The sequence below is a fragment of the Sphingomonas panacis genome, from assembly GCF_001717955.1.
Classification (GTDB): domain Bacteria; phylum Pseudomonadota; class Alphaproteobacteria; order Sphingomonadales; family Sphingomonadaceae; genus Sphingomonas; species Sphingomonas panacis.
This window is the reverse complement of the sequence record NZ_CP014169.1, coordinates 275,181-299,300: the sequence shown is the minus strand read 5'-3', so window position 1 is coordinate 299,300 and position 24,120 is coordinate 275,181. Positions and strand designations below refer to the sequence as shown.

The following is a 24,120-nucleotide window of genomic DNA, read 5'->3' as shown; positions in this document are numbered from 1 at the left end:
CGCATCACAACACAAAGATCGGGACAAAGTCCCTGACCCTATCAAGTTGGTCGTTCAAGATGACGGAACGTTGTTGAATCCAACAGTGTGCGCCAAATGGCCCGCTCCGAACCCCGATCACCAGATTGAAGTCGCAACCCGCTCGAGCAAGGGTCCTCGCCATAGCAATTGAGCGTACAAGGCACTGACCTTGAGGGGTGAATAAGAGGTCGACCGTAGCAAAGGACGCAATCACCGATGAGATCGCTTCAGGTCGGACCAAGCTGTCCGATCGCCGCCTCGCGCGCGATAGGCGCTCCAAAACCGCTGCAAGGCCAACCCGACGCAACTCAATCCGAGCTGCAAAGAGTTCGAATATCGCTCTGAGGATTCGAAACGCGCCCGGTCGTCCTAGAGGTTCCGACCACGAGCACGCGAGCGATGGGGCAAGTTGGGGCGCAATCTCCATTGATCCGTTGGATGGTTGAATGATTCCCTGTGATTGGAGGAAATCGATATCCGCTGCCGGTATCTCCTGGCCACGGCTGAGCTTGACGAAGCTCTCGGCGCGGCCTCCGCTCAACGTAAAGTAGCGATCGCCCATCCTGTTAAGGAAGAACGGCTGTTGTCCTATTAGGCAAAAGGATATTCCTGGCCCTAGTGCGAAATTCATCCGCGTCGCCTCGGCCTTGTGGCGCGCGACTGATAATCGCGCGCCACTTCCCATCAGTCGTCGGAGAGGCCGCCTTGGAGGCGCTGGTGGGCCATGTCGATGTCGTTGCCATCGTTGCCCTTCGTCTCGACGCGGGCATCGCCGAGATCGATCAGATCGCCCTCAAGACGCTCGTCATTGCGCTGCATGATACGCTCCTTCGTATAACCGCGAGAATCCGCGGCAGATCCAAATTACACTGAGTTTGGGCCTGCATGACGGACGTATATGTCCCGTTCCGGCAGCGATTTCACCAGCAGCGTCTAACATGGCACCGAAACCGGCGGCCGCGCTAACTTTAGCTGCGGCAAGCTCACGGATCTTGGCGTGCCTTCTACGAAGTGATCGCCGCAATGATCTGCGCAGCATGCTCGATCCGACGACGGTGATAGTACATTATTTTCCTTCGAACGTTCTTTTGAACATTGAAACGCCCCAAAGCCAGGAGCCGGGATGTCTCCAATGTGGTATCTGCGAAAAGTTCGATCTCGGCCATTCGGAAGCCCTGCAACCGCTCATTTGCGTTTCGAATCCGTTCGGAGAATTCGGCGTTTCCCGTGGCGTCGCCGATGGCTTGGAAGATTTGCGCTATGAGTGCGACTTGGTCAATCGGAGCCGCCGCCGTTCGCGTGCGTAGCGGCTCCAATGCACGCACCACAACGGGCTCACGAACAACATGAAGTGCCGCGAGAAGGTGCTGGGCATTCCAGAAGTAAAGATCCCGCAGTCGTTCGGCGTCGAGAAGGCAGAAACGATATCCCCCTTCCTCCCGATGCTCCACCAGACCCTCCCCAACTAGCCTCCCAAGGACCTCGCGAACGGGCGTCTGGCTGGCACCATAGCGCTTCGCAAGGCTTGAGATTTCGAGACGGGCGCCAGCCGCAAACTCACCCCGAACCAGGGTGGCCTTAATCGCCCTATAAACACGCTCTTGTGTCGCGGCGTCGCTCGTCACGAGCACACCCTGGGTTCGAAATCTGGACTGATTGCAGGTGCTTTGGGCCACGCTGGTTCAGATCCAAGGTACGATGTCGGACCCCACTCCCCGACGTCGTCAACCTTGCGAGGAAGCTCCACTTGTCGTAAACTGCGGGGTGTATGGAGCGTTTGGCGATGTACGACTTGAGGACCTATATGGCGACTAAGGATCTGCCTGGCGGTCCTTTTTATGTCCCAGAAGAACACTTGGCACATGATAGCATGGCCGAGCGCCCTGATGATCGTCCTTTGACCGTCGGCCAAGCTGTTGGCGGCGTGATCTCGTTGGTACTGCTCGTTGCGACGGGCGCGTATCTTTTCGTCGCCCTGTGAATCTGCGGTCACTTGCGCAACTCGGGATCGTTGAAGAAACCGCGGTTGTGATCCCTCGAGACTTCCGACTGTAGGTCAACAGTCGCCTGCGCGCGAGTTGTTCGCGCAGCTTCAGCGACCGCCCTATCGTCATCAAGCTTTCCGCGGCCCTCCTCTATGATTTTGGCGGCGGCACCGGGATCACCGCCTGGACCGCCACGGCCGACCCTCTCGACACCGTGCGGATGATACGACGAGCGTACGGCAGCGGCGCCTCCGACGTCAGCGCGATGCACGTCGACGAGCGATGGCTCCGTCACGTTGCCCCGAATCTCATCCCACAGAGCCTCGCGTTTCTCCTGCGACCATTGCTGAATCAACGCCTGCCGCACTGCTCGTTGATGGTCGGTCAAGCTGGTTGCCCATAGCTCCGGCGCATCCATATTGGGATGCAACGCCTGTTGCTGCCGATACCACTGAGCAAGATCCTGGCTCATATTCTCGCTGAGCTGCATTCCGTGCGATTCCGCAAAGCTCGCGTCCCGGGATAGCGACTGAGAGAGCTCCTCCATTCGGCGTGCGGCCTCGGAGTAGGACTGCGCCTTCGCAAGCGCATCCTCGGTACCTTGCGACGACGACGAGCTGGACGATGCTCGGCTGAAGACGCCTGAGCGATCATAAGTGGCGTCGGAGGTGGACGCGCCACTGCCGCTGGAATGTTCATCTCGAACGCCGCTTGACGACGAGCTCGCGCTGTCAGTCGAGCGAGTTTCTTCTGTTCCATACCGCAGACCGTCAGTCTGTTGGCCGGTCCTGCTCACACCCACACTGCCATTGCCACTCGGAAGGAGGCTGCCGAGCCCACCCCTTCCACCGGGAGCTCGCCTTCCTGAACCGCTGCCGGACCCTACGCTAAGCGACCCAGTGATCTGGTCGTTGGTTGCTGCACCGCGATCATGCCCTTGGGAAATTCGCTGCCCTTGGCTGGTCGAAGATCGCTCCTCTAGCCCCTGCGAACTGGATCCGGTCGTCCTGTCGAACTGCTCCACATTTGTGTTCGTCGATCTCCCGCTTCCGGATTCGAAGCCCGACGAGCGTTCCGATGACGTGCCGAAGGCGCTGCGGTTCGTATGTGTGCTGGTGAGGATCTCTTGCGCCGCGTTTTCCCATGCCATCGCCTGGCGGTGCGCCCAGCTCGCCATCTGGCGCCACTCGGCCACTGTCCCGCTGTTCATCGTCGGCGTGAATCCGAGCCGCGAGATCGCGCCGCCCATATCGATGACGTCCTGACCGTTGCCAAATCCGGACACCACCGCACCATTATCCTGACGCCACCCGACGCTGGTTGCCCCGCCCATGAAGCTCGGGGCCGTCGACCACTGGTCGCTCTGCCGCATGTTCGAGGTGGCGTTTGCCCAGCTGACGTTGCCGTAGGAGTAGTTGCCGGTAGTCTGCTCGAGGGCCGCCGCCTCGGCCGCGTTCTGGGCTGGTGCGAGCATCGAGGTTGCCTGACCTGCAATCGACATGGCCCCGCGCGCCAAGCCGGCCGCGAGAAACGGAATGCTCATCAGCATGAAGCCGGCGATCGTCGCGGTCTCACCGTTGACGGCGGCAATCCCGGCGTACGAGCCAAGGGTGACCCCTCCGGCCGCCACGCCGTTTGCCGCCGCCTCCGCCCGAGTCATGCAGATCATGTGGAGGATGACGTAGAGCGGCCCCCATGCGGCAAGGTAGAAAAACCCCATCGCATATCCCTTGAGCGTGCCGAGCCCGGTTTGTGGCATCAGAAACAGGGGAAAAATCACGGGGAACATCGCGAAGAACACGACGGTCAGGACGATGTTCAGGATCGGCACCCACGCCATCGCTTGCTGGGCTATCGAGTTATATGTGTTCCGCGCCTGGATATCGGCGCGGGTCTGCGCAAACGTATCGATCGTCGCGGCGCCAGAGCCACCCGCCATGCTGTTGCGCGCCTGCATGAACGCGTTGATCGCCGTGTTCTGCCGCATCGAGTCCGAATAGCTGCTGCCCGAGCCAGTGAACGCCGCGTTGGCGATCGGCAAGTCGTGCTTCAGCTTGTCAGCCGCCAGCGTGTTGCTCAGCTTCGGATAGAGCTCTTTGCCCCACAGCGGCGTGTTGGCTTCGATCATCGGCGCCCATTGCGCATCGAGCATCTGATAGGCTTGCCGGCAGGTGACGATCGAGCTGTTGACCGTCCCGTCGCCCTGTCGCTCAAGCCACTCCTGGGAGCGCGCCTCCGAACCAGGACCGATGTCTGCCCATAGGTCCTTCGACTGGGCGAGGTTCGTCAGGGATTTCTGGTACAGCATGACGTCGCCGAACAGGCACCTCTTGAAATGCTCCTCGAGGTTCGTCGAAAACTCCGCGTCTCGAACGACGAAGTTGCGCGTCGCGTCGAACAGGCGCGCGCCGTAGACCATGCCGTTCGTCGTATAATTGAGCTCGCCCGGCATCACGAAGACCGTTTCGGCCGTCCGGGTCAGCCAGTCGCCAATCTGGGTCGTGAAGCTTGCGAGAACGCCCAGCCCGAGCGGAACGTTGGCGACCGTCGCCGGCGCGAGCGACGGATTGATCCGGTCGGTGACCTTGATGTCGATCGTCGGCACCATGAGGCAGAGATAGATCAGCGTCGATTGGAGGAACCAGTTGAACCACACGCGAAAGTTGAGCGTGAAGGCGACCACCAGCAGGGAGTAGATCAGGCCCATGACCATCACGACGCGGAGGAGCGAGCGATAGCCCCCTCCCCCGGACCAGGCCGCGACGGCGTTGAAGGTGTTGACGAGATACTCGCCGCCGCCGACCGTGAAGACCTCCAACATCGCCTGGGCCCCCTACCCGCTTACATGAGCCCCTGCGCGTTCAGCCCGCGCGAGAAGTTGAGCGCGGACGACATGCCGGGCGTCATCGAATTCTGCAGGGTGGACTCGAGCATGATGCTGCGGTTGATGATCTGCATCGTCACCTGCAGCTTGTTGTTGAGCTTGACGTCTCGCTGCGAGAATTTCTGCCGGGTAGCCGCGATCTGCTGCTTCCACTGCGTCGCCGTCGCCTGATCAAACGTCTGGTAGTGGGTCTGCGCCTGCTCGACGCGGTCGAGCATGTTGTCCAACATCGCGGCCAGCAGATCCACCGCCACGATTTCGGAGAGAGTCTCGATCTCGCCGTCGGTCAGCGCGTAGTGCGCATAGGCCTGGACCGCCAAGATCTTGTAGATCGGTACCGTGGCGATGTTGAGCAGCTGTTTCTCGGCGGCATCGAGGGCGGTGTCCGATCGGATCTTGCCGCTCATCGACTTGATCATGGCGGCGATCCGCGGCCGCAGCGCTGACGATGCCGGCACGGTCAGCGTCTGCTCGCCGACATCGTAGCAGTCGGCATCGTTGCACTTTAGCATCTTCACGGCAGGCGCATCGGCCGTCCCGTCCAGCAGCGCGGTCACCACCGCGTCCTCCGCCGGGCCAAACATCACGACCTTGCCGCCAACGGAGGGGTCGGTCGACGGCGTCGTGACCACCGTCCCCACCAGTGTCATGATGTATTCGGAGAAGGACTGGTCGAACGCTCCAAATTTGGCCGACTTTTTCAACGCTTCCCAGGTGTAGTTGTGCGGCTCGCCGACAAGCTGGTCCTTCATGCTGCCATCGGTGTTGCCGGCGATCGTCGCATCGCGCTTGTTGCCGTTGTTGCAGCCCTGTCTCGACGCCGCCCAGTCGGAGAAGACCCCCTGGCTGTTGCCGACCGCCTCGCAGATCGTCGAGCGCGTGGAGTCCATCTGCGGCCAGATGCCGCCGACGAGCGCCTGCGCGGTCTCGCAGCTCGAGATGTTCATCTGGTTGAGGAGCTGCGCCTTCTGGCTGAACTCATCCATGACCTTGCCGATCTCCGGCGACACGGAGTCGATCGCGAGCTTGAAAGCGAAACCGAGCGCGTTGTTGGCCGTCGCCTTCAGCATCGCGACGATCTCGGAGGCATTGATGAAGGAGAAGCTGCCGCTGAACAGGTCAATACCGCCACAGCCGGCGCGCGCGCTCGGCAGCTGGAGATTGAAGGGCGAGACGCTTTTCTGCGGGAAGCGCGTCCAGACATTGCCGAGCGAATAGTAACCCGCCGACTGACCCTGGAACGCGGTCGGACCAGTGACGTTGGCGGCGCCGCCGGCGTCGTTGAAGAAGCTGTTCATCTGGCCGGCTACGTCGGCGCGGGCCACGCCGACCAATGCGAAGTGGACGGCGGCGACGATGCTGAAGCTGGCTGCCGCGCGCCGGCCGAGGCGGCGTAATCTCGTCTGGTTGCGTGCCATCAGTAGTCGCTCCCCACCTTGGTGTTGGTCAGCATGAAGATCCGATCCATGATCTCGTCAGCGCTGAGCACGCCGTATCCGACCGGGATCGTCCGCCGCGTCTGGGTGTCGAACAGGACGAGTGCTGGCGTCTCGTTGCCGGGCACGCCCATGCGCGACCGCTGCCCGGAATCGACGACATAGTTGGGGAAGTCCTTGCTCGGGCCGCCATCCATGGAGACGGCCATCACCGACATTCGATGGCTGTCGGTGACCGAGCGGAGGATCGGCGCGAACACCTCGCAGGCGCCGCAGCTCTGCGCGTAAAAATAGAATAGCCCGTAGCGCTGTCCGAGGTTCGTGAGCACCGCGTCACGATCAGCCTTGCGATTGTCGAGCCACAACCTCTTGCCGACGGTCGAAACCGGCCGCTGCAGCGTGTAGTCGAGGTCGGGGTTCTGCCAGAGCGCCCGCTGCCACGTGTCGGAAAAGGTCGATGCGCGATCGAGCTGCTCGCGCTGGAAGCGGACATAGGCAATCACGTTCGCTTCGGTCGGCTCAAGGATGGCCCGCGCTTTCAGCTCGTCGAGCTGCTTGCTGATCGCCGCGATCCGGTCGGCGGCGCTCACCTGCGGTTCCGGCCCGATGGCCGGCGTGCTTTCGGCCGGCCTTGGCTTCGCGCAATAGAACCACTGGCCGAGCTTGCGCTCGCCGCAATAGAAATCATCCGGCACGTCATGCTCGATCGCATCGCGTGCGGGCCCAGCGTCCTGGGTCCAGCCCGGCGTCGCAGCGCCGAGCTGCGACAAGGCCAGCAGGAACATCGAGAGCCTAGCGTTTCGTAACATCTTCTACCGTCCTTTCGTCGTCAGCTCGGGTTTGCGCGGAAGGGTTGAGGCTGGAAGGAAGGGACGGCCGTCCGGTCCAAAGGGCGAGGTGAAGGCAACAGTCGAAGCCTTCTGCTGCGTGAGATCGGCTGCAGGCCGGAATCGATCGCGTGGCAGGCGGTGCCGGCGCCGTCTGGAGCATCATGAGCGCGAGCAGCATCGGGGCCTCAAAGATTACCATTGTCCAACTCCCCTTTGGTGAGCCTCAGCACCGACATCATCAGCGCGACGTCGATCAGGCGCGTCCCTTGGTCGAGCATCCGAATGACCCCATTCATCAGATGACTCGCGACCCGGCGGCCGTCCTGCGTGGCCATCAGCCGCCCGCCGATCATGACCAGCCAGCCACGTTCGACCATGTTCGTCACCGCTCCAGCGATGTCATCGGGACCCACCACGCTTTCGAACCAGCGGCCCAGGATATTCGAGAGCACGTCGGCCCCGATCGGCTGCGCCGCCCGATAGACCGCGATGAAGATCGCCAGCTCGACGACCGTCATGGCCCAATCGAAGGCTGGACCGCCGCCCGTCATGCGCGGATCATTGGCGGTGGAGATCATAATAGGCCTGAATCTTGTCCTGGATGTCGGACATGGTCTGGACTTCGTCGGGCAGTTTCGCCGCGTCCATGAAGTCCGAGTACACCTCGGTGAAATCCATCTTGGACAGATCGAGCGAGGCAAATTCCTCGATCGTGAAACCCTGACATTGCTCCTTCTTGGCGCTTCCCCAGGGCTTGTTCAGCTGCACCCGGCCCTGCTCCTGGAGGATGCGCGACAGCTTGCTTTCGAAGCAGCAATAAGCGGTACGCTTGGTCGAGCAGATGCCCAGGAAACTCGATGAGCAGTAGGTGCCGACATTGTGGCAAAAGCCCATCCGATCCTTGATATCGAGCTTCATTTCGTCCTGAGAACAGGAGAACAATACGAGGAAGGGTGTGGCAAAAGCGGCGATCGCCAGGGGGCCTCCGGCCAACGCCGCGGCGCCGGCCGCCACGGGGACGGCTCCTGAGACCTTGCCGGCACAGCAGTTGACCAGCCCGAAGACCGGCTTGTGGCAGGTTTCGCGTGTGCCACTAAATACCTTCAGGTCGGCTTCGTTGAATTCCTTGCCGGCCTGGTCGAGCGCGTGCAGGCCGACCAGCGCATCCTTGAACTCGGTCGAGGCCTCACGCACGATCGGCTCGCAGTCGCCGTTGATGCAATAGACGTCGTTGCCGCAGATATACTGCTTGTCAGTGGCCGGAGCGTCGTCGGGCGTGGGACAGCGATAGACCTTTTGGCTGACCTTGCATGGGCCGTCCGGCGGATCGTCCAGGCACTCATCGCGCAGGTAGGTACATTGGCGGTTGTTCTCGAGATCGGTGCAGTCATTCGCCTGGCTGAACTGGTGGCAGCTGTAAGTGCGTTCCCAGTTCCAGCAGGCGCGCGTTACCTCGACGCCGTTTATTGTTCTGGTCGTCGGTTCCTGATCGACACAGGTTTCGGACGCGAGTTCGCACGTCTGTCCGGCGGTGGCAGCGTCGCACATTGTCTCATCGCGACGCTCGTTGATGACTTGGCCGACAGTCTCGACGGTATAAGGCCGGGCAACCGCCGCGCTGTCGCATTCATAGGTGATGACCTCGCCTTCCTCGATGTCAGGTTCCGTGCAGAAGCGCGGATTTCCCTGCCGGCAGACATCGTAGTATACCGTCTGCCGCGAGCGCTCGCGGCATACTCCGCTCTGCACCGGCGCATTGAATGTCGGGACGCAGCGCCGGTCTCGATTGTCGCCGCCTTGGGCGGCCGTCCGCGACCAGTTCTCGCAGGTATAGATATATTTGTCGGTACCTGGCGTGGCGTCGACAACAAGCGGTGTCCGACACACCGGAGCACTCTGATCGACCTTGGTTCCGAAATTGCAGGTGGCCTCGTAATAGCCTCCGGCCCCGCTCCCCGGCGGGAGCGGGGTGCACGTGCCGGATCCCGACGAGATGTCCTGCCCCGCGAGATAAGCCGAGGGATCGTTCTCGACCTGCGTGGCACGATCGGTCGTCGCCAGAATTTCGTCATTGCTGAAAGTCGGTCGGGTGTGATCGGCATCGGTCGAGATGCGATAGCTCTGGCTACTGGTTTTCTGGGCCTGAGCCTCAGCGACGAGCTTGTCGGGATCGTCATAATAGGTGGTCTGGGGCTGGCTGGTGCCCGTGTAGCCCGGCACCGCCTGTGCCTGCGCGTCGCTGGAGGGAACCAGGGAGGAATCGTTCCTCTTCTCCTGCGCCATCGCCTTGCCCTCTTCGCGGGCCTGCTCGACGGTCATTTGCTGCGCGGCGATCGGCTGCGCGGCGAGCAGAATCGCGGACAGTCCGCCGACGAGACGCCGGATGATCACTGCCGTTCCCGCTGCATGTTGGAGAGCGCTACCGCGGCGATCCGCGCCCCCGGTCCATTGCCGCCGGCGAAGCTCGAGAGCGCGTAATCGACGGTCACATTGCCGACGATGCGATCATAGGGCGGAAGCTTCGTCGTGCAGGAGAAGCCAGCACACAGATCGAAGTCAGACGACACCGCGACATAGGTCGGGACGGCCTGCACGTCGAACGCTCGGAAGAGCCGGGGATCGATGCCGATGTTCGCAAACTGGTCGCGCTCGACCACCTTGCTGATCCGCGCCACGAACTCCTTGGCGGAATTGTTGGGGAAGCCTCTGAACACGACCACGCCGCCGGCGCTCGCCGTATCGCGCACCAGCTGCTTGAGCGCCGCGTCGGGCATCGAGAGGCTGGCGAACACGATGAACTGCGGTGCCTCGCCGCTGCGAGCGCCGACATTGTTCGCAGCGCCCTGGACGATTTCGTCGAAGTCCACGGCCCCTGCCGGGCCCTTGGGGAGCTCGTTGCCGGCAACCCGCCGCATATTCTCGGTGCCGCCGTCGCGGACCGTCGCCGCGTCATCGCGAAACTGGTCGCCCCGGTCCTTGACCTGATCCACGAACGCCTGCGCCTCGGCGGCAAGGTCGGCGGCGCGCTTCTTGACCGCTTGGACATCGACGCCGTCGACCGTCTGGGCCAACACCGCCGAAAGACCCGCCGTGCCGAGGAGCGCCAGCACGCCCATGGTGAGAAGGCGCATCGCAAGACCCCTAGAACACGCAGCAATTGCGCTTGCGCCACACGAGGTAGCCCATGTCCTCGCCGCCGGCGGGATAGGCGCGCCCCGCGTCGGGCGGCATGGTGGATGCCCCGATCGCCGAGCACGCGAAGCGGCCGCTGACGGTCGGGATCGGATTGACCATCTGGAAGCGATATTGCTGCTTCCGCATGATCGGCATCAGGTACTTCTTGCACAGTCCGGCCGAACCCATCGTGCCCCAGGCAAGCGCTTCTCGGTGCATCTTGTAGGCGAAGCGGGACAAAGCGAGCCGCGACGATTGGACATGCCCGATCGAGGACGGGATGTTGCCGTTGAGCGGATACATCGACCCCTGACAGCCCGCGCACCAGAAGAGCGGGTCGAGCGGCAGATTCACCGTGCCGGCGATGCAGTCGCCAGCACATGCCGCCTGGGCGATCGGATTGGCGAACACGATCGCTTCGGGATTGATCAGCGCCGCGAGCGAGTCATCCTGCCAGAGAGGGTCGACCTCGGTCATGTAGGCGATGTCGAACGAGGCCTGCTCGAAACAGGCAAAGTCAGTCAGGATCTCCATCCAGTAGAGCAGCGGATAGACATACCAATGGACGTGCCATTTCGCCGTGCTCTGGGAGCGACCGCCGACCATCGACGGCCCGGTCAGATAGCCCTGACCGATGTCGAACCCCGGTGCGATCCGGATGCCGCCGAGATTGGGGAAGCACCACGGCTTCATCGTCACATCGGCCAGGCGCGCCGGCTCCCAGAAGCCCACGGATATGCCGATGCGCGGGAGCGGATCGGAGCATGCGCAGATTGGCGACGCCGGATTGCTTGGATCCGGCCGGCTGCTCGGCCAGATTTTCATCGCCCCGACCGAGAGCGGAAACAGGCACGACCAGCACACGTCGGTGATCGGATTGACGAACTTGCCATTGCAGGTCGGCGCGGCCTGAGCCTGCGGCGAAAGGGCGAGCGCTCCCAACAGGAGCACCACAGCGGTACACACGGATCGCAGAAGTCGCATCATTCCGCGCTCCCGCTTGTCTCGAGATAGGCTTTGTCGGCGCGCTGCTTCCGGGCGACGTAGATCACCGTGGATATGGCGGTCGCGAGGAGCAGGACCGCGGCCAGGATGGGTGCCCTCTGACCGAGGGCCTGGCGCATGGGCCTGAAGAACCCGACCGCCAGCGCGGTCGCGAGGCACAGCCCCTGCCAGGTCAAACGCAGGCGGCGGAGGGATCCCGTCTCCGGGGCAGCCATCGGCGTGCGGAGGAGGTCGAGCCAAAGCGGCATCAACTCGCCCTCCCCTGCTTCAGCACCTGCTCGGTGACACGCATGACACGGCCATTCTGGCGCACGACAGCGGGTGTGTGCTCTATGCCGAAGCGAGAGGTCAGCTTGCCTTCCTGGTCGAAATAGAAGCGCCGCCTGCGGCTGGTCATCTCTTCGATCGGTGACCCGCTGACGAAAATGATCTTGGCGTCGAGATCGGTGTAATGATTTGTCGCCCAGGCAATCTGGCCCGCATCGTCGCCGTCGATGAAGACGAGCGCCTGCTTGATTGCGACAAAGTCGAGCGGGTTGACGGTCTGCCCCGCCGCGGCGATCAGATTGCCCTTCTGGTCGCGAATGTCGCGCTCGAGGCGAACCGACGGGTCATAGTCCCATTCGCGCGCGGCGATGGCGGGCGAGATCCCCGCAACCGGTGTTGGCCGCCGCACTTTCGCTTCCACCCGTTTGGCGAACATCTCGTTCATGCGGGCAAGCTCGCCGCTCGATTCAGCGCGCTTCAGCCGAGCCTCGATCGTGGCGAGCAGGTCCGGCTCGATCACGGGAAATGCCTGGCCGGCCTGTCCGTAGTCCCGCGCTTCGGATCGCATCGGATTCGCGACGAAGACGGCTGCGCCGAGAAAGGCGATGCCCGCGGCGCCGGCGAGGATCCGGATCACAGCAACGGCTCCCCGACACCGACGATCTGCCGGCCGCACACAAACCCTATTTCGGCATAGCGGCTGTCGAAGCCATCCTTATGTGGCGACCCTGCATAATAGCATCCCGCCGGGACCGTCCCGACCGCGCCGGGCGTGAGCGGCTCTCCGGATTTCGTCCGAGGCTTCATGCGCGCGATCGGTGCGCCATTGATCGTGACGACGGCGCCGTGATGACCCACCACGTCACCCGGCATGCCGTAGACGATCTTCCCGAACATCTGGGGCTTCGCGCCGAAATGACGCCGCAGGAGCGCGCTTGGCGGCGGGTCGAAGAAGACGTAGTCGCCCCGCACCGGCAGCTGGTGTCGACGGATCATGAACGCCCAGTTGGGAAGCGAGTCCGTCGCATTGATCAGCAGCAAATGGCTATCCCGCCAGCTGCCGATCCCGCCGATGACGGTGGTACCGACGATCGCGATACCGAGCATCGCCCACAGCTTCTTGCGGGGACGCCAACGCTCGATCGGCGCTTCACGGACGAGGGTTGCCATCGGGCCCTCCGAAGGTCGAGACGGAGGCGCCCGGGCCGACTGGCGCGATCTGCTGCGACGGTATCGCCGAGGCGCCCCCGTCCTGCTGGGGAAACGCCGGAAGGGCGCTCGTCGGATCGATCGAACCTCCAGATGGCAGGGGTGCCTGCTGGGCCGCAGCGAGCGCCGCCTGCGCGGCCGACAATTCCTGCATGCGCTGCAATTCCTGGACGGACGCGCGCTTCGGAACTGGCACGCCGGAGGCGAACACCGCCTTCTTCAAACTGTCGGTGATGTCGGGCACGTTCCTGGTCAGCACAGCCTCGCCGACTAGGACCACCTGGCCGTCGGCGCTGCGGCGCTGGAGCTCCTTGTCGAGCGACGCCATGAACGCCCGCATCTCGGCCTGCACACGCTCGGGGGGCGAGCCCGAGTAGCGCTGCGCCTCGACATAATCGCCAACCAGGGCCGACAGCCGCGCCGAGACGATGTGCTCCTGCTTCGGCGCGGTGAGTGCCCGCGTCACCCACATTCCCCAAATGAGAAGGGCGAGGAGCACGAGGCCGATGACGATCTGGGACCGACTGAACCCTCCGAACCCAGGGCGGCGCCGTACCGATGAAGAACGTGGCGCGGAGGGCGGGACCGGCGGGAGATCGAGTTCGGGCTGCTCAGCCATGATGCCGCTCTCCTTGCGACGGTCTCTCGGGAAGGATCCTGTCCCGGCGCAATGTGATGACAGCGGCCGAGAGGATCATGTGCGCGATCGCGAAGATGTTGATGAAGGCGCCGGTGCGCGCCGCATCGGCCGCGACGTAGCGCGTGGTGAAATTATTGAGTTGGTGGATGAGGCCGTCGAACGAGAAGCCGCCGATGGCGAGGAAGAACAGGAAGAAGAGCCCCCACGTGATGAGAAGCGTCGACCCGACGAAGCCGAAGCCATGAAGGGTGAAATACAGGACCGCTCGCCAGTCAGACGGTCGCTTCGCGCCGGCCTCCTGAATGGCATTGGCTTCGCTCAGGTTGGTCGCCATCTTGCTACTCCGCGGCTATCGCGATCTCGTCCACCGGGGCGAGATTGCTGACCCATTTTTCGGGGTTGTCGGGGAAGGCGATGCGTTCGATCGCCTCGTCCATGCTCAGGCCTTCGGCGATCAGCGCATCGATCGCGGCGAAGGTCCTCGGGCTCGACGAGAATAGAGTGGCCGAATAGGGGTCGAGCACCAGGCGTCCGACCGCGAGTGTATCCGGGCCCTTGATCATGATGTCGGAATATTCGAACCCGTTGCGCTTGAGCGATCGCAACAGCGCATCGGTATAGTCGTCCATTTCGAAGCGATCGTGCTTCTTGAAGTCCGCGATCGTCTCCGGCTTCTGCTGCAGGATGACAAACCAGTCCGAGTTTTCGAGCGCTGCCACCGATCCGGCCGATTTGTAATAATCGTTGAGCGACTGCGTCGCGGTCACCAGCGACGCGCCATATTTGCGGCACGTGCGAGCATAGGTTTCGATGAAGTCGGCCATCGCGCCGCCGCGGAGCATCTGCCACGCCTCATCGAGCAGAAGCGCCTTGGGGATCGACCGGTCCATTTTGCGCATCATCTGCTGCGACATGAACATGATCGCTGTCAGCACCACGCCGCGCAGCTCCTCTCGCGCTGACAGGTCGGATAGCTCGAACACGGTGAGCTGCGCTTTCAGCTCAAACGATACCTCGCCCTGGAAGAACCGGCCGTACGTCCCTGCGGACGAGAAAGGGCGCATCGCGATGCCGAGATTGGAAGCCAGCGGATTGCCCGTCGCCTCCAGCGCCTCGATCACCATATCGATCGAGCCTTTGCTGCCATGTTCTGCCCATACCTGGTTGACGGCACCGTCAATCAATCCACGCTCGGTGTCGTCGAGCAGGTTTATGTGGCGCGCCATCTGATTGATGATCGCCTTGAGCATCGCCATGCAGTCGAGGAGATAATCCTCGTCGTCGGCCGCCTGGCCCTGGTCGATCATCGAGAACGGATTGAGGCAGAAGCCCGAGCTCATCGTGAATTCGACGAAGGCGCCGCCCTGAAGCTTCGCCGAGTGCTCGAACGAGCGCCCGTCGTCGATCACCACGACCTTCGCGCCGGCGCCGCAAAGCGATCCACAGAGTTCCTGAAGTGCCACGGACTTGCCCGAACCGGACTTGCCGAACACCGCGACGTTGTGGTTGCCGGCGGCGTTCTCGAACGGACTCCAAAAGAAGGGCTGGCCGCGCCGACCGATCAGCAACAGATGCGGTATAGACCCGCCGAGATATTCGCCCTGAATCGGCGCGAGGTTCGCCGCTGTGGTGGTGAGCAGCGTTCGCATCCGCTTCATGCGCTCGAGATCCCTCGATAGCCCATTGGCCATCGTCATGGGCATCGCGCAGAGCAGACCCATGACCTGCAGGTAGCGATCGTCGAGCAGGTCCCAGCCTGCTGCACGGTAGACGGACTTGAGGACCCGCTCGTTGCTGTCCCCCTTCCCCTTCGGTGAGAAGGCGGTCACGCTGAAGAATACGCGGACGAGCTTGCGGCCCTGCCGGATCTCCTCGTTCACATACCGCCATTCCTGCGACTGATCGCGCAGCTGCGGCAGAAACTTCGACGATTTGGAGTCGGCCAGGCTCGTCGTCCGCATGAACTTGTAGCTGGCCTTGTTGGTCGAAGCCTGCGCGTCGGGAAAATCGATGCACAGGTTCGTGGCAACCGGGCACGGCATGCGCAGCTTGTCGGTGAACATGTCGCCGATCAGCCGCGCCACGTCCCAGGGCGCCCAGCGGTTCGGCAGGTTCCGCACGGAGAAAGATCGGACGTCGAACACGTCCGGATAGATCTCGCCGATCTCTGGCGCGCCCTTGAGCGTCTTGCCGGTCGGGCGGAAGCGCTCCGTACGCAGCAGCATGCGGTCCGGCTCGACCTGCAGCTCGATGTCGCGACGAATGGCTTGGTCAGCGATCGGATCGAGCGGATTATAGCTGACGGCATCGTCGCCGGCGGCGGTGGTCGGCGAGGTAATGTCGTCGATCCACCCGATCAGCGCGACAGGGTCCATCTTGCGGGCCGACACGTTGATCGATGTCAGGGCCGAGATGATTCCCTCCATCACCGAGACGATCTGCTCGACCGAGACGCTCGACGATTCCGGTGTCGAGTAGGAGATCGCAACGCGATGGTGCCGCAGACAGAACGGCGCGTCGGCCGACAGAGATTCCCACACGCCGTCGGTAAGGAAATCGACGCGGTGCTTGGCCATCCGTTCGTAGACGCCGCGTGCCGAATAGCGAGGCAGATACCATTTCGAGAGGCGCTCGCCGACGCGTGGCGACATCCACTGATGAAACTGCAGGCAGCCCGGTGCGGGTATGCCCTCGGAGAGAAACTGTGCGAGTATTTCCCCCGTGCGCTCATCGGCGCCGACGAGCGGCGCAGCCTCGATCACGAAGCCTCGCGATGAACTGTTGTAGAAGATCCCCGTCTTCGGATCGTAGCTCCGATAGGGGAGCCAGTGCGCCAGCATCGGCACGGCAAGATCGGGACGCTGGGCGTCCGGCCGCTTGCTCTCGCCAAAGACGCCAGCAAGGAGATCGTCGAAGAAGGTCCTGGCCATGTCAGTGCTCCTCCGGCACGGCAGCGGGGAAGCTGGCTGCTCGGACCGTCCCCGAGACGACCGGCTTAGAGCCCGGGAGTGGCGCGGTCGCAGCGGCCGCTCGGGCGGTTTCCTCGGCCTGCCTCGCGCTCGCCGCTGCCTCCGCGCCAACACCTGTTCGCGGAGGAAGCACAGGAGCCGCTTCCGCCGCGGTGGAGCTCGGCACACCGACCCGGTCGGTAGCCTGCAGGCGCGACGCCGGCGCGGCCGCACCAACAGGGCGGTGATCCGTCGCTTTGACCTGCGCCGCGGGTGCTCCCACCGCAGCCGGGGGCGTGCGACCCGCCTTGGGGGCGAGACGGGCCGCAACCTCGGATTTTATCGATCCCACCGGATCGGCCGCTCGCGCCCGGGCTGCAGCGACAACCGCAGGATCAGGAAGGTTCGGGTCTATCGCTGCGACCGCGCCGTTCGCCGGATCGGCCTGATCGACGGCTTCAGCGAGCGACACCGGCGCAGCGGGCGTGGCGCGGGCGTTCCGATCGGGAATCGCCGTTGACGATGCCAGCACTTGCTGCTGCCATTCGTCGCTCTGCACGACCGCGTGGACAGCGCTCGCTTCGTGGAGGCGACCTTGGCCGTCGATATAAGGCTGGAAGACGATCCGGAGGACCCGTTCCTGGGTCCGCCGGGGGTCCGCCTGACCTATGGGAAGAGGTTGGCTCGCAGCCGCCGTGCGCAACAGTCTCTGCCGAGGCTTCGACTCCATATACGGACCGGCCGGCGTCGGATCGGAAGCACTGCTGTCGCCAGCGATCATCGCGAGCGCGCGATCGTCGATGGATGAGGACGGTGCGCAGACGCCGTCGGGTGCCGCGCAAGAGAAGCGGCCCTTGACGTTGCCACCGAAGGTCGCGCACCCGCCGAGCGCCGCCAGCATGGCCGTGGCGATGATCGCCCGCAACCATGGCCTGGGATAGTGGCGGGCGCTCACGACTTGGCCCCGTTCAGCCAGGCCTCGAGAAACTCCCTGGGCCGATATCCTTCAATCATCGCCCCGTCGCTCCGGACGATGACCGGCGTGCCGCTCAGGCCGTGCGCTCGCGCGAACTTCTCATTCGCATCGAGCCCCTTTGTGTCGCATGCGCTCGGTGCCTTGAACGGCTCGCCGGCATAGGCGGCGTGCAACGCCTGTTCCTGGTTCTTCGAGCAATAGACGCGATCCGCGATGTCGCGGCTGCCGAGAACCGAAATCGGCCGTTCGACCACGCGCACGTCCATGTCGCGCAAGACGTTGGTCAACGCCCGGCAATATCCGCAGCGGAAGTCAGTGAAGACGGTAACCGTCTGTCTTGCAGCCCGATTGCCCCACACGATCGCGCCGTCCGAAGGCAGACCCGCCAAGCTCAACGCTGCCGGGCGCACGGGCACCGTGGTTCGGCGCGCGCCGACCGGCGCCGATGCAACCTCCGTGGCGGCTTCGTCGGGTCCCTCCGCTGCGGCGGCATTGGCCTTGGCGGCACCGCCGACCAGCATATCCGGGTTGATCTCAAGCAGCCGGGCCGCGGTCAGGTCCTGCCGCGTCTCCATATCGTAGACCCGGCCGATGATGAGGTAGCGGGCGCCGGGATTGACGTAAAAGAGGTTCGACCCCGCCGTGATCTCGCAGATACCTTCGATCTTCTTGCAATCGACCTTGGTCACCTCGGTCTTCGGCAGCCGGGCTTTGAGCAATCCGGTGACCTTGGCGTCATCCGGTCCCGACACCACCGCGCCGAGTGCCACGCTGCCGACACCGATTATAGGTGCGAGCAGCAACAGCGAGGTCCGACGACGAAAGAGCGCGGGCAAGCCCCGCAGGCGGTCAATTGCGGACATATACACCCTCCAGGAAGACGATTTCGACATCGATGCCCGTCGGCATCTCGATCACCGGCTGGTATTGTTCGGCGCGCTCGATCAGATATTTCGAAACCATGTCGGCGCTCTGCGCGACGCCCTCGCCGAGTCCGCCCTGCGCGATGTCGCCGGCCCCGAGCTTCTGACGCTGGCCGTTGACGGTGACGTTGGGCTGCTGAAGGAACGACGTCGCGTTCGCGGAGAAGCCGCGGCCGAAGCCGCCAGCAAGGCCTGCTAGGAACGCTTGGGTTACGAGCGAACCCTCGCGCGAGACCACCCGGCCGCGCACGCCCGTCTTCCCGCCGAACGCGATGAACCCCTTCACCTCGGACACCGCGTAGCGACCGCCCGGCTGGGGACAGGTCATCTTCTGCAGTTTGACGTACACCTTCTCGCTGGAAAGCTCGCCGCGCGCGGCGCCATTGATCAGGCAGCCCTCGATCTTCGTCGTGAGCAGCCGGCCATTCTGATAGACCGATCGCGCGGGCCCCGTGACGCGCAGCACGACCGGCAGCGGATCGGTCTGGCTGTTCACACCGGCGCTTGCGTCGACCCCGACGATGACCTTGGCGCTCGCGAAGCTGTTGGGCGGCAGATAGTTGATGCTGTCGGTGTAGGTGGTGGTGCCCTTTGCGACTCTCGTCGCCGTGCCGGTGTCCGCTGTCTGGAAACTCACCATCTTCACTTCGGCGCCGCCGTTTGGCGCGACCCTCGGCGAAGCCGCGCCATCGGGCCGCTGATAATTTTGCGTCCCGCCGGGTCCGTACATGGCAGCTGGTCCCGGGGCCGGCGGCGGAGCCGCGCGACTGGTCGCAACCTCGCGCCGCAGCTGATCATTCTCCTGCTGGTAGGCCGAGAGGACCCGCGCGCCGTCCGCTCGCATCGCCTGGTTCTGGCCTTTGAGCAGTTCGACCTGTTGCGCGAGCTGATCCATGCGCTGCTGCTGGCCGTTGACCGATTTCAGCTGGTTCTCGACCGACTGCATCTGGTTCTCGGAGAGGGCCATCCACTCCTGCTGGTTGAGGTTCTTGTTGACCATGTCCTTGGTCGAAACCTCGACCTTTGCGGGCGCATCGCCCGCGGATGCCGACTTGTTGCGGTCATCCCCGAAGATCCAGAACGAGGAGGCGATGAGCCCGACGCCGGCCACGCCAGCCAGCAGGAGCCGTTGCTTCTTACGGACCGCTTCGTTGGCGGTGAGGTCGCTTGCGACTGGAGAGACCCCGTCTTCCGCCCCGCCGTCCAGGGGCGCGCGCTTGCGGCTGAGAAAATCGCTCAGGGCCATGTCATTGCCTCCCGGTTTGCGAGACGAGGTAGGCCGTCGTGACCTTCCCAGGATCGAGCTTCGGCTCCGCGATCGACACCGCGAGCGCGCTGCTCGGCGCTACGGTGGCTTCGGTGAGCATGATCGGAGCGCCGCCCTTATTCTCGATGCGCAGCACCCGGCCGGTGAGGTCCGCGCCACGATACTCGGCGATCATCTGGACCGCGAGGTTGCCGACATAGACGGGTCGAAGCGCGCGCTGGCGCATCTCGTAGCCCTCGACGACCTGGTTCGAATACATCGCCTGGACGAGTTCGACCGCGCCGTCCTGCGGGCTCAGCGCGGCGGTCTGCGGTGCGGCCTCGGCGGCCTTGTCCTTCGCTATCGCGGGGTTCGATATGAACACCTGGACCGCCTGGTCGCCCGCAATCCGGCACACGAACTTGTAGACATATCCCCGCTTGCTGGTCGCAAAGAACGACAGGGCCTGGCGGCCGAAGCCTTCCGGAACCGAGAGGTAGATATCGCCTCGCACCGGCTCGTTCACGACGGAGAAGTCGTCCTGCGGATTGCCGGTCGAGATCTTCGACACCGACGCGAACTCATCTTCGACGAGGCTGATCCGCGTCAGATCCTTGGCGGACGCAGCGCAGTCGACCTGGCTACCGTCCGCGGCCATCACCGTCTGGTCGGCCCAGGCCGGCGCGGCGGTAAACACAAAGCTCATCACCAGCAGTGCGGCGCCGAGGCACCGGCTCAAAAGGCAGTAGATGCGCGACAGGAATACAGCGCCGATCGCGGCGCAACCGATGGCAAAGACCGACATCACTGATCCTTTTCCTTGCCGGTCGTCACCATGCCGAAGCCGACAAGCTTCAAGGACAGTCCGGAATATTGCCAATCGAAGCGGAAGGTCCGTCGCTCATTGGACACGACCTTGTTGCCGACGATCGTGTGCAGGTCGCCGGTAACGGTGGACCACAGGTTCTTCGGGTCGATTTCCATCGTCTGGATCGTGAAGAACTGCGAGATCGACGAACCGCGCTGCTCGTTCACGATCTTCATCAGGTCGGCGCGGATCTTGCCCTGCGCACTCGGCGCGGTGATATCGAGGACCGACTTCATCCAATATTCGAGATTGGCCGGGCTGCGATCGAGCGTGAGCACCGCGGTGTCGCGGGTGATCAGTTCCAGATACTCCCGCGACACGCCGGCGCTGTTCACCGTGAGCGCCGAGCCAAGCACCGGCTGCAGGATCACTTCCCGATCCCGGGTCGCGGTGACCAGAAGCAGGATCGCAGCGAGAGCACCCAGCGCAGCCGCGACCAATACCAGCAGGTTCCGCTGCCTGAGGACGCGCTGGCTTTGCGCGTGCGTGTAGGAGATCTCCATCTTACCCCGCCATCAGTCGAAGATAGGAGGGTGGTGTGGCCTTCATGCCGGTGAAGCCGGCGGGAAGATGCCAATAAGCCATGTGAAGCAGCCAGGACGCCGCCCGACCTGCCTTAGCCTTCTTCAATCCCCACCAGCCTGCGCCCGCGAGCAACATGCCAAGAAGGATATGCTGAGACAGGATACCCCAGACGAACGGGATCACCATCGCCAGGAATTCATCTAGCGTCCACAGCCCGATTAGCTCGGGATCGTCTAGATGAGACGGTATGACATACTTGTCCGCAGCCATTACACCACCCTCTCCAAGAGCCGGCCGGATCTGCTATTCCGACCGACCGTCGGACCCGTCAGATCGTTGCCGTCACGGTCGAGGTGACGATCGGTATGCCCGTGCCTGCGCCGACGCCGACGCCGACCGGGATGGCGATCTGGCCCATCGAGAAGCGGCCCGAGGCGAGTGCGACGATGCCGCCCGCAAGCGAGAGGACGGTGATGATCTTGCCGCCCGAGCCTTCGAGGAAGTCGGTGAACTTCGTCAGAGCGGTGTCGAACGTCGTATCGGCGCCCGCGAATGCGGGTCCGGCAAAAATGAATAGCGCGAACGCCAGTGCGATGAGAGCGAGGATCGCCAGCTCCGCACGGCCGCTGTGCTTGAGGACAGACTGCATGAGAGTTTCCCTTCAAAACGAACGCGACGGATCCGCGCTCGATTGGAAGGTGCGGCCCGCCAAACTCGGCGCGCAACAAAGCGCTCCGGCGGCTGGCAGGAATTTTCACGAAATTCGGACCTTGTCTGGGATTCGCGGACAGCACGTCCCCGATCTCGGGACGCAGCGTCCTGCGCTTCGGGACGGCCCGTCCGGTGAGCCGGGACACGGCGTCCCAACCTCTGGACGGTCCGAGCGCCCCATTTTTCGAATGACGGCATCACCGAGTCGTGGTTTGGACTCGATGCGAGCGAGGTTTTTGCATATCGTTAACGAGGGACCCTCGCCGGATTCATGTCGGCGAGGGAATTAGGGGCAGGGATAGGAAAATGAGTGCGGACACCCGCAATTTCGTGCTGGACATTTCCACGGACTTTTTCAAATTATCGACCGAGAGCCTGCGCCTTCACTCGAACGAAACGCACCGGTTCGAGACCCTGGAGAGCCTTATCAATGCACGCGCAGCGTCAGGCAGCTACAAGGACGAGCACAAGACCGACACGCTCCGAAAGCACCTCTGCGCGATCCCAACCGAAGGCGATATCCGGATCACTCTCACCATTCGGAAGACTAGCGCCGAGAGCCTTGATGAAGCGCGCGCGCGCCTTTGCGGGAGGCTTGGATCGGACATCACCGTTGCCGACGCGATCTCCGTTCTGCTCTTCGATTATGTGGCCGAGAAACGGGCCGGCCAACTGCTGGACCGTATCGGGCTAGGTGATTCGACCCAAAATGGAGATAAAACATCAGCGAGCGGTGAGCAGGACGGAAACGTCATCCCTCTCAGGTAATTAACCTTCACGTTACGCATTTCCCCGAAATCACAACGTCTTGCCTATTCCAGGTTGCTGTGATTTGCTCACTGGTCCGAGCTTTGGAATCGGGGGCAACGTGAATTCATCCCTTGCCAGGACTGGGGAACCCGCGAGTTCTCATCCCCCCGCCGATGACCGGCCGCGTGACTATATCCCTTTGATCCAGCAAGCGATGTCCGGGAAAGGCCTGCACATCCGTGAGCTCGCCACAAAGACAGGCATCAGCAAGAGCCGGCTCGGCCTCCTGCTACATAGCAATGCCACCAAACGGCCGAATCTATCCCTTGTCGAATTTCAAAAGATTCTAAACGCGCTGGACATCAGTATCGTGCAGGCGATCATCAGCGTCGAATCCGCAATCGACCAAGAAAGCGTTCACGACGAACGCTTCGTGACGTTGCTCGCGATGCTGTCCGAACTCTTCACCGGCCTGCCCTCCATGCTCATCCAGGCGCTGGACGAAATTGACGGCATCGACGGCACCGAAATACGACGAGAATGGGCTGTACCACTCAAGGAAGCGGTCGTCGAAAAACTGGTCAAGGAAGTTACCAACATCATGGCGCGCCGTGCTGTTCTCACCGAAACTAGCCGCCTCGGATTATAGGGAGGCGTCCGCGCTAGAAGGTCGAAATGCTGGCGGTGCGGCCGATACGCATCTTCGGGCGGCCAGCAGGTTGCATATCTGCCGGTTGAACCGTCGCCGTCCGCGCCAGGCCGGCTAATCGCTGCCAGTTCGAAAGCACATTGTCGACATAAGCCTGTGTCTCGCCGATCCGCGGCAACACGCCGTTCCGCACGCGTCCAGGGCCCGCGTTATACGCCGCCAACGCCAGATGCACCTGGCCGAAGCGATCGAGCTGCTGCCGCAGATATCTGGCGCCGCCGCGAAGATTCTGCTCGATGTCATATCGATTTACACCCAAACCCTCGGCCGTGTCCGGCATAAGCTGGGTCAACCCGAAGGCATTCCGCGGTGAGTAGATCGCGGCCTGATAGCCGCTCTCCCTGATGATCATGGCATCGAACAACCCGGTCGGAATTCCATACTCGCATGCGATGTCGCTCATCATTGCGTAATAGCCAAGCCGCCGGGCTTCGGCCGCGGCGCCAAGGAAACCTGCCGGACGATATGCGCTCGTCCCGCACCGCGGAGCGTATCTCGATGCGACCGCCGAGAAGGCCAGCCCACTTGTCATCCACGCGGGAATTGGGATCGGCCGCGGCATCGGCGTGACCATAGGCAAAGACGCGGCGCCAATGCGGGCGACCCCCACATGAGCAAAGGGATCATCATCGTCACTCGCCGGCGCGGCAGTCGGGGCGAAGGACCGGAAGCTGTTCTTCATCTCGAACTCGACCCATCGGCGGCTCAGATCGTGGACGCGAAAGGCGTCTTCGAGTTCGGGACGCTCCTTGGGAATGACGGCGTCCTCATCCGGGGCGCCCCCACGCGGCTCGTGGGGCGCGTCGGCAGATGTCGATGGCATCGAGCCGGCAGACATCGAGATGAGCTGAACCGTTCTGATCGGCTTGACCGTTTGCGCGGCAGCCTGAAATCCGGTCGCGCTCCCAAAGCAAAAAGCACCGCATACCAGCAAAAAAGATCGCATCTCGACCTCCAAAGCGACAGTTTGGAAAAGTTGAGGTCAAGCGAAAGTGGATTGTCAATCCGTCGGG

Annotated in this window: 27 protein-coding genes; 3 read left to right on the top strand and 24 right to left on the bottom strand. The window is 63.0% G+C overall.

Annotated features, from left to right (window positions below):
• Positions 1-4: 4 nt before the first annotated feature.
• The 3 genes from J0A91_RS25305 to J0A91_RS24595 form a co-directional block, all read right to left on the bottom strand.
• On the bottom strand, positions 5-448 hold the full coding sequence (locus J0A91_RS25305) for a lasso peptide biosynthesis B2 protein (RefSeq protein ID WP_420852845.1): 444 nt from the start codon (positions 446-448) through the stop codon (positions 5-7).
• A 257-nt stretch (positions 449-705) separates the two neighbouring features.
• Positions 706-840: a benenodin family lasso peptide gene (locus J0A91_RS24600; RefSeq protein WP_150127136.1), complete on the bottom strand. Its 135-nt coding sequence runs from the start codon at positions 838-840 to the stop codon at positions 706-708.
• Positions 841-1,025: 185 nt separating this feature from the next.
• The gene (locus J0A91_RS24595; protein WP_169833239.1) at positions 1,026-1,646 is read right to left on the bottom strand and encodes a GntR family transcriptional regulator; all 621 of its coding nucleotides are present in this window, start codon (positions 1,644-1,646) and stop codon (positions 1,026-1,028) included.
• Positions 1,647-1,804: 158 nt separating this feature from the next.
• Here J0A91_RS24595 and J0A91_RS24590 point away from each other — a divergent pair, with 158 nt between their 5' ends.
• Positions 1,805-2,002 carry a hypothetical protein gene (locus J0A91_RS24590; RefSeq protein WP_069207895.1) on the top strand — a complete coding sequence of 66 codons (198 nt, stop codon included), beginning with the start codon at positions 1,805-1,807 and terminating at the stop codon, positions 2,000-2,002.
• Between the two features lie 8 nt (positions 2,003-2,010).
• Here the strand turns inward: J0A91_RS24590 and J0A91_RS24585 are convergent, their stop codons facing one another.
• The 20 genes from J0A91_RS24585 to J0A91_RS24490 all read right to left on the bottom strand — a co-directional run bounded on the left by J0A91_RS24585 (position 2,011) and on the right by J0A91_RS24490 (position 21,586).
• The gene (locus J0A91_RS24585) at positions 2,011-4,827 is read right to left on the bottom strand and encodes a conjugal transfer protein TraG N-terminal domain-containing protein (RefSeq protein WP_069207825.1); all 2,817 of its coding nucleotides are present in this window, start codon (positions 4,825-4,827) and stop codon (positions 2,011-2,013) included.
• Positions 4,828-4,847: 20 nt separating this feature from the next.
• Complete coding sequence (locus J0A91_RS24580) at positions 4,848-6,308, bottom strand: conjugal transfer protein TraH (RefSeq protein WP_420852843.1); 1,461 nt, start codon at positions 6,306-6,308, stop codon at positions 4,848-4,850.
• A complete protein-coding gene (locus J0A91_RS24575; protein ID WP_069207824.1) occupies positions 6,308-7,111 on the bottom strand; it encodes a conjugal transfer protein TraF in 804 nt (267 codons plus the stop codon). The genes J0A91_RS24580 and J0A91_RS24575 overlap by 1 nt, the downstream gene beginning before the upstream one ends.
• A 230-nt stretch (positions 7,112-7,341) precedes the next feature.
• Positions 7,342-7,734, bottom strand: coding sequence for a hypothetical protein (locus tag J0A91_RS24570; protein WP_240502328.1), 393 nt, complete (start codon positions 7,732-7,734; stop codon positions 7,342-7,344).
• Positions 7,715-9,547: a conjugal transfer protein TraN gene (locus J0A91_RS24565; RefSeq protein WP_069207823.1), complete on the bottom strand. Its 1,833-nt coding sequence runs from the start codon at positions 9,545-9,547 to the stop codon at positions 7,715-7,717. Before J0A91_RS24565 ends, J0A91_RS24570 begins: the two co-directional genes overlap by 20 nt.
• Positions 9,544-10,287, bottom strand: coding sequence for a type-F conjugative transfer system pilin assembly protein TrbC (gene trbC / locus J0A91_RS24560; protein ID WP_069207822.1), 744 nt, complete (start codon positions 10,285-10,287; stop codon positions 9,544-9,546). The genes J0A91_RS24565 and trbC overlap by 4 nt, the downstream gene beginning before the upstream one ends.
• 10 nt (positions 10,288-10,297) lie before the next feature.
• Positions 10,298-11,314 (bottom strand): conjugal transfer pilus assembly protein TraU, encoded by a 1,017-nt coding sequence (gene traU, locus J0A91_RS24555; RefSeq protein ID WP_420852844.1) that lies wholly within the window; start codon positions 11,312-11,314, stop codon positions 10,298-10,300.
• Entirely contained in the window at positions 11,314-11,583 is a 270-nt protein-coding gene (locus J0A91_RS24550) for a hypothetical protein (protein WP_069207820.1), read from the bottom strand. The genes traU and J0A91_RS24550 overlap by 1 nt, the downstream gene beginning before the upstream one ends.
• Positions 11,583-12,170: a type-F conjugative transfer system protein TraW gene (gene traW / locus J0A91_RS24545; protein ID WP_240502346.1), complete on the bottom strand. Its 588-nt coding sequence runs from the start codon at positions 12,168-12,170 to the stop codon at positions 11,583-11,585. Before traW ends, J0A91_RS24550 begins: the two co-directional genes overlap by 1 nt.
• 65 nt (positions 12,171-12,235) lie before the next feature.
• Entirely contained in the window at positions 12,236-12,772 is a 537-nt protein-coding gene (locus J0A91_RS24540) for a S26 family signal peptidase (RefSeq protein WP_069207819.1), read from the bottom strand.
• Positions 12,753-13,430: a type-F conjugative transfer system protein TrbI gene (locus tag J0A91_RS24535; protein ID WP_069207818.1), complete on the bottom strand. Its 678-nt coding sequence runs from the start codon at positions 13,428-13,430 to the stop codon at positions 12,753-12,755. Before J0A91_RS24535 ends, J0A91_RS24540 begins: the two co-directional genes overlap by 20 nt.
• The gene (locus J0A91_RS24530) at positions 13,423-13,785 is read right to left on the bottom strand and encodes a hypothetical protein (protein ID WP_069207817.1); all 363 of its coding nucleotides are present in this window, start codon (positions 13,783-13,785) and stop codon (positions 13,423-13,425) included. Before J0A91_RS24530 ends, J0A91_RS24535 begins: the two co-directional genes overlap by 8 nt.
• A 4-nt stretch (positions 13,786-13,789) precedes the next feature.
• Positions 13,790-16,381: a type IV secretion system protein TraC gene (gene traC, locus J0A91_RS24525; protein ID WP_069207816.1), complete on the bottom strand. Its 2,592-nt coding sequence runs from the start codon at positions 16,379-16,381 to the stop codon at positions 13,790-13,792.
• Position 16,382: 1 nt separating this feature from the next.
• Positions 16,383-17,354 (bottom strand): type IV conjugative transfer system lipoprotein TraV, encoded by a 972-nt coding sequence (gene traV, locus J0A91_RS24520; protein WP_083225039.1) that lies wholly within the window; start codon positions 17,352-17,354, stop codon positions 16,383-16,385.
• Entirely contained in the window at positions 17,351-18,238 is an 888-nt protein-coding gene (locus J0A91_RS24515; RefSeq protein ID WP_069207815.1) for a DsbC family protein, read from the bottom strand. The genes traV and J0A91_RS24515 overlap by 4 nt, the downstream gene beginning before the upstream one ends.
• A complete protein-coding gene (locus J0A91_RS24510; protein ID WP_069207814.1) occupies positions 18,225-19,544 on the bottom strand; it encodes a TrbI/VirB10 family protein in 1,320 nt (439 codons plus the stop codon). The genes J0A91_RS24515 and J0A91_RS24510 overlap by 14 nt, the downstream gene beginning before the upstream one ends.
• A 1-nt stretch (position 19,545) precedes the next feature.
• Entirely contained in the window at positions 19,546-20,349 is an 804-nt protein-coding gene (locus J0A91_RS24505; RefSeq protein WP_069207813.1) for a type-F conjugative transfer system secretin TraK, read from the bottom strand.
• Positions 20,349-20,915 (bottom strand): type IV conjugative transfer system protein TraE, encoded by a 567-nt coding sequence (locus tag J0A91_RS24500; protein ID WP_069207812.1) that lies wholly within the window; start codon positions 20,913-20,915, stop codon positions 20,349-20,351. The genes J0A91_RS24505 and J0A91_RS24500 overlap by 1 nt, the downstream gene beginning before the upstream one ends.
• 1 nt (position 20,916) lies before the next feature.
• On the bottom strand, positions 20,917-21,207 hold the full coding sequence (traL, locus tag J0A91_RS24495; RefSeq protein ID WP_069207811.1) for a type IV conjugative transfer system protein TraL: 291 nt from the start codon (positions 21,205-21,207) through the stop codon (positions 20,917-20,919).
• A gap of 58 nt (positions 21,208-21,265) precedes the next feature.
• Complete coding sequence (locus J0A91_RS24490; protein WP_069207810.1) at positions 21,266-21,586, bottom strand: TrbC/VirB2 family protein; 321 nt, start codon at positions 21,584-21,586, stop codon at positions 21,266-21,268.
• A gap of 368 nt (positions 21,587-21,954) precedes the next feature.
• On the opposite strand from J0A91_RS24490, the gene J0A91_RS24485 reads away from it, so the two are divergent.
• Both J0A91_RS24485 and J0A91_RS24480 read left to right on the top strand, forming a co-directional pair.
• On the top strand, positions 21,955-22,416 hold the full coding sequence (locus J0A91_RS24485; RefSeq protein WP_069207809.1) for a hypothetical protein: 462 nt from the start codon (positions 21,955-21,957) through the stop codon (positions 22,414-22,416).
• Positions 22,417-22,597: 181 nt separating this feature from the next.
• On the top strand, positions 22,598-23,047 hold the full coding sequence (locus J0A91_RS24480) for a helix-turn-helix domain-containing protein (RefSeq protein ID WP_240502327.1): 450 nt from the start codon (positions 22,598-22,600) through the stop codon (positions 23,045-23,047).
• Positions 23,048-23,060: 13 nt separating this feature from the next.
• Here J0A91_RS24480 and J0A91_RS25015 read toward each other — a convergent pair whose 3' ends face one another.
• Positions 23,061-24,053 (bottom strand): lytic transglycosylase domain-containing protein, encoded by a 993-nt coding sequence (locus tag J0A91_RS25015; protein ID WP_083225062.1) that lies wholly within the window; start codon positions 24,051-24,053, stop codon positions 23,061-23,063.
• Between the last annotated feature and the right edge of the window lie 67 nt (positions 24,054-24,120).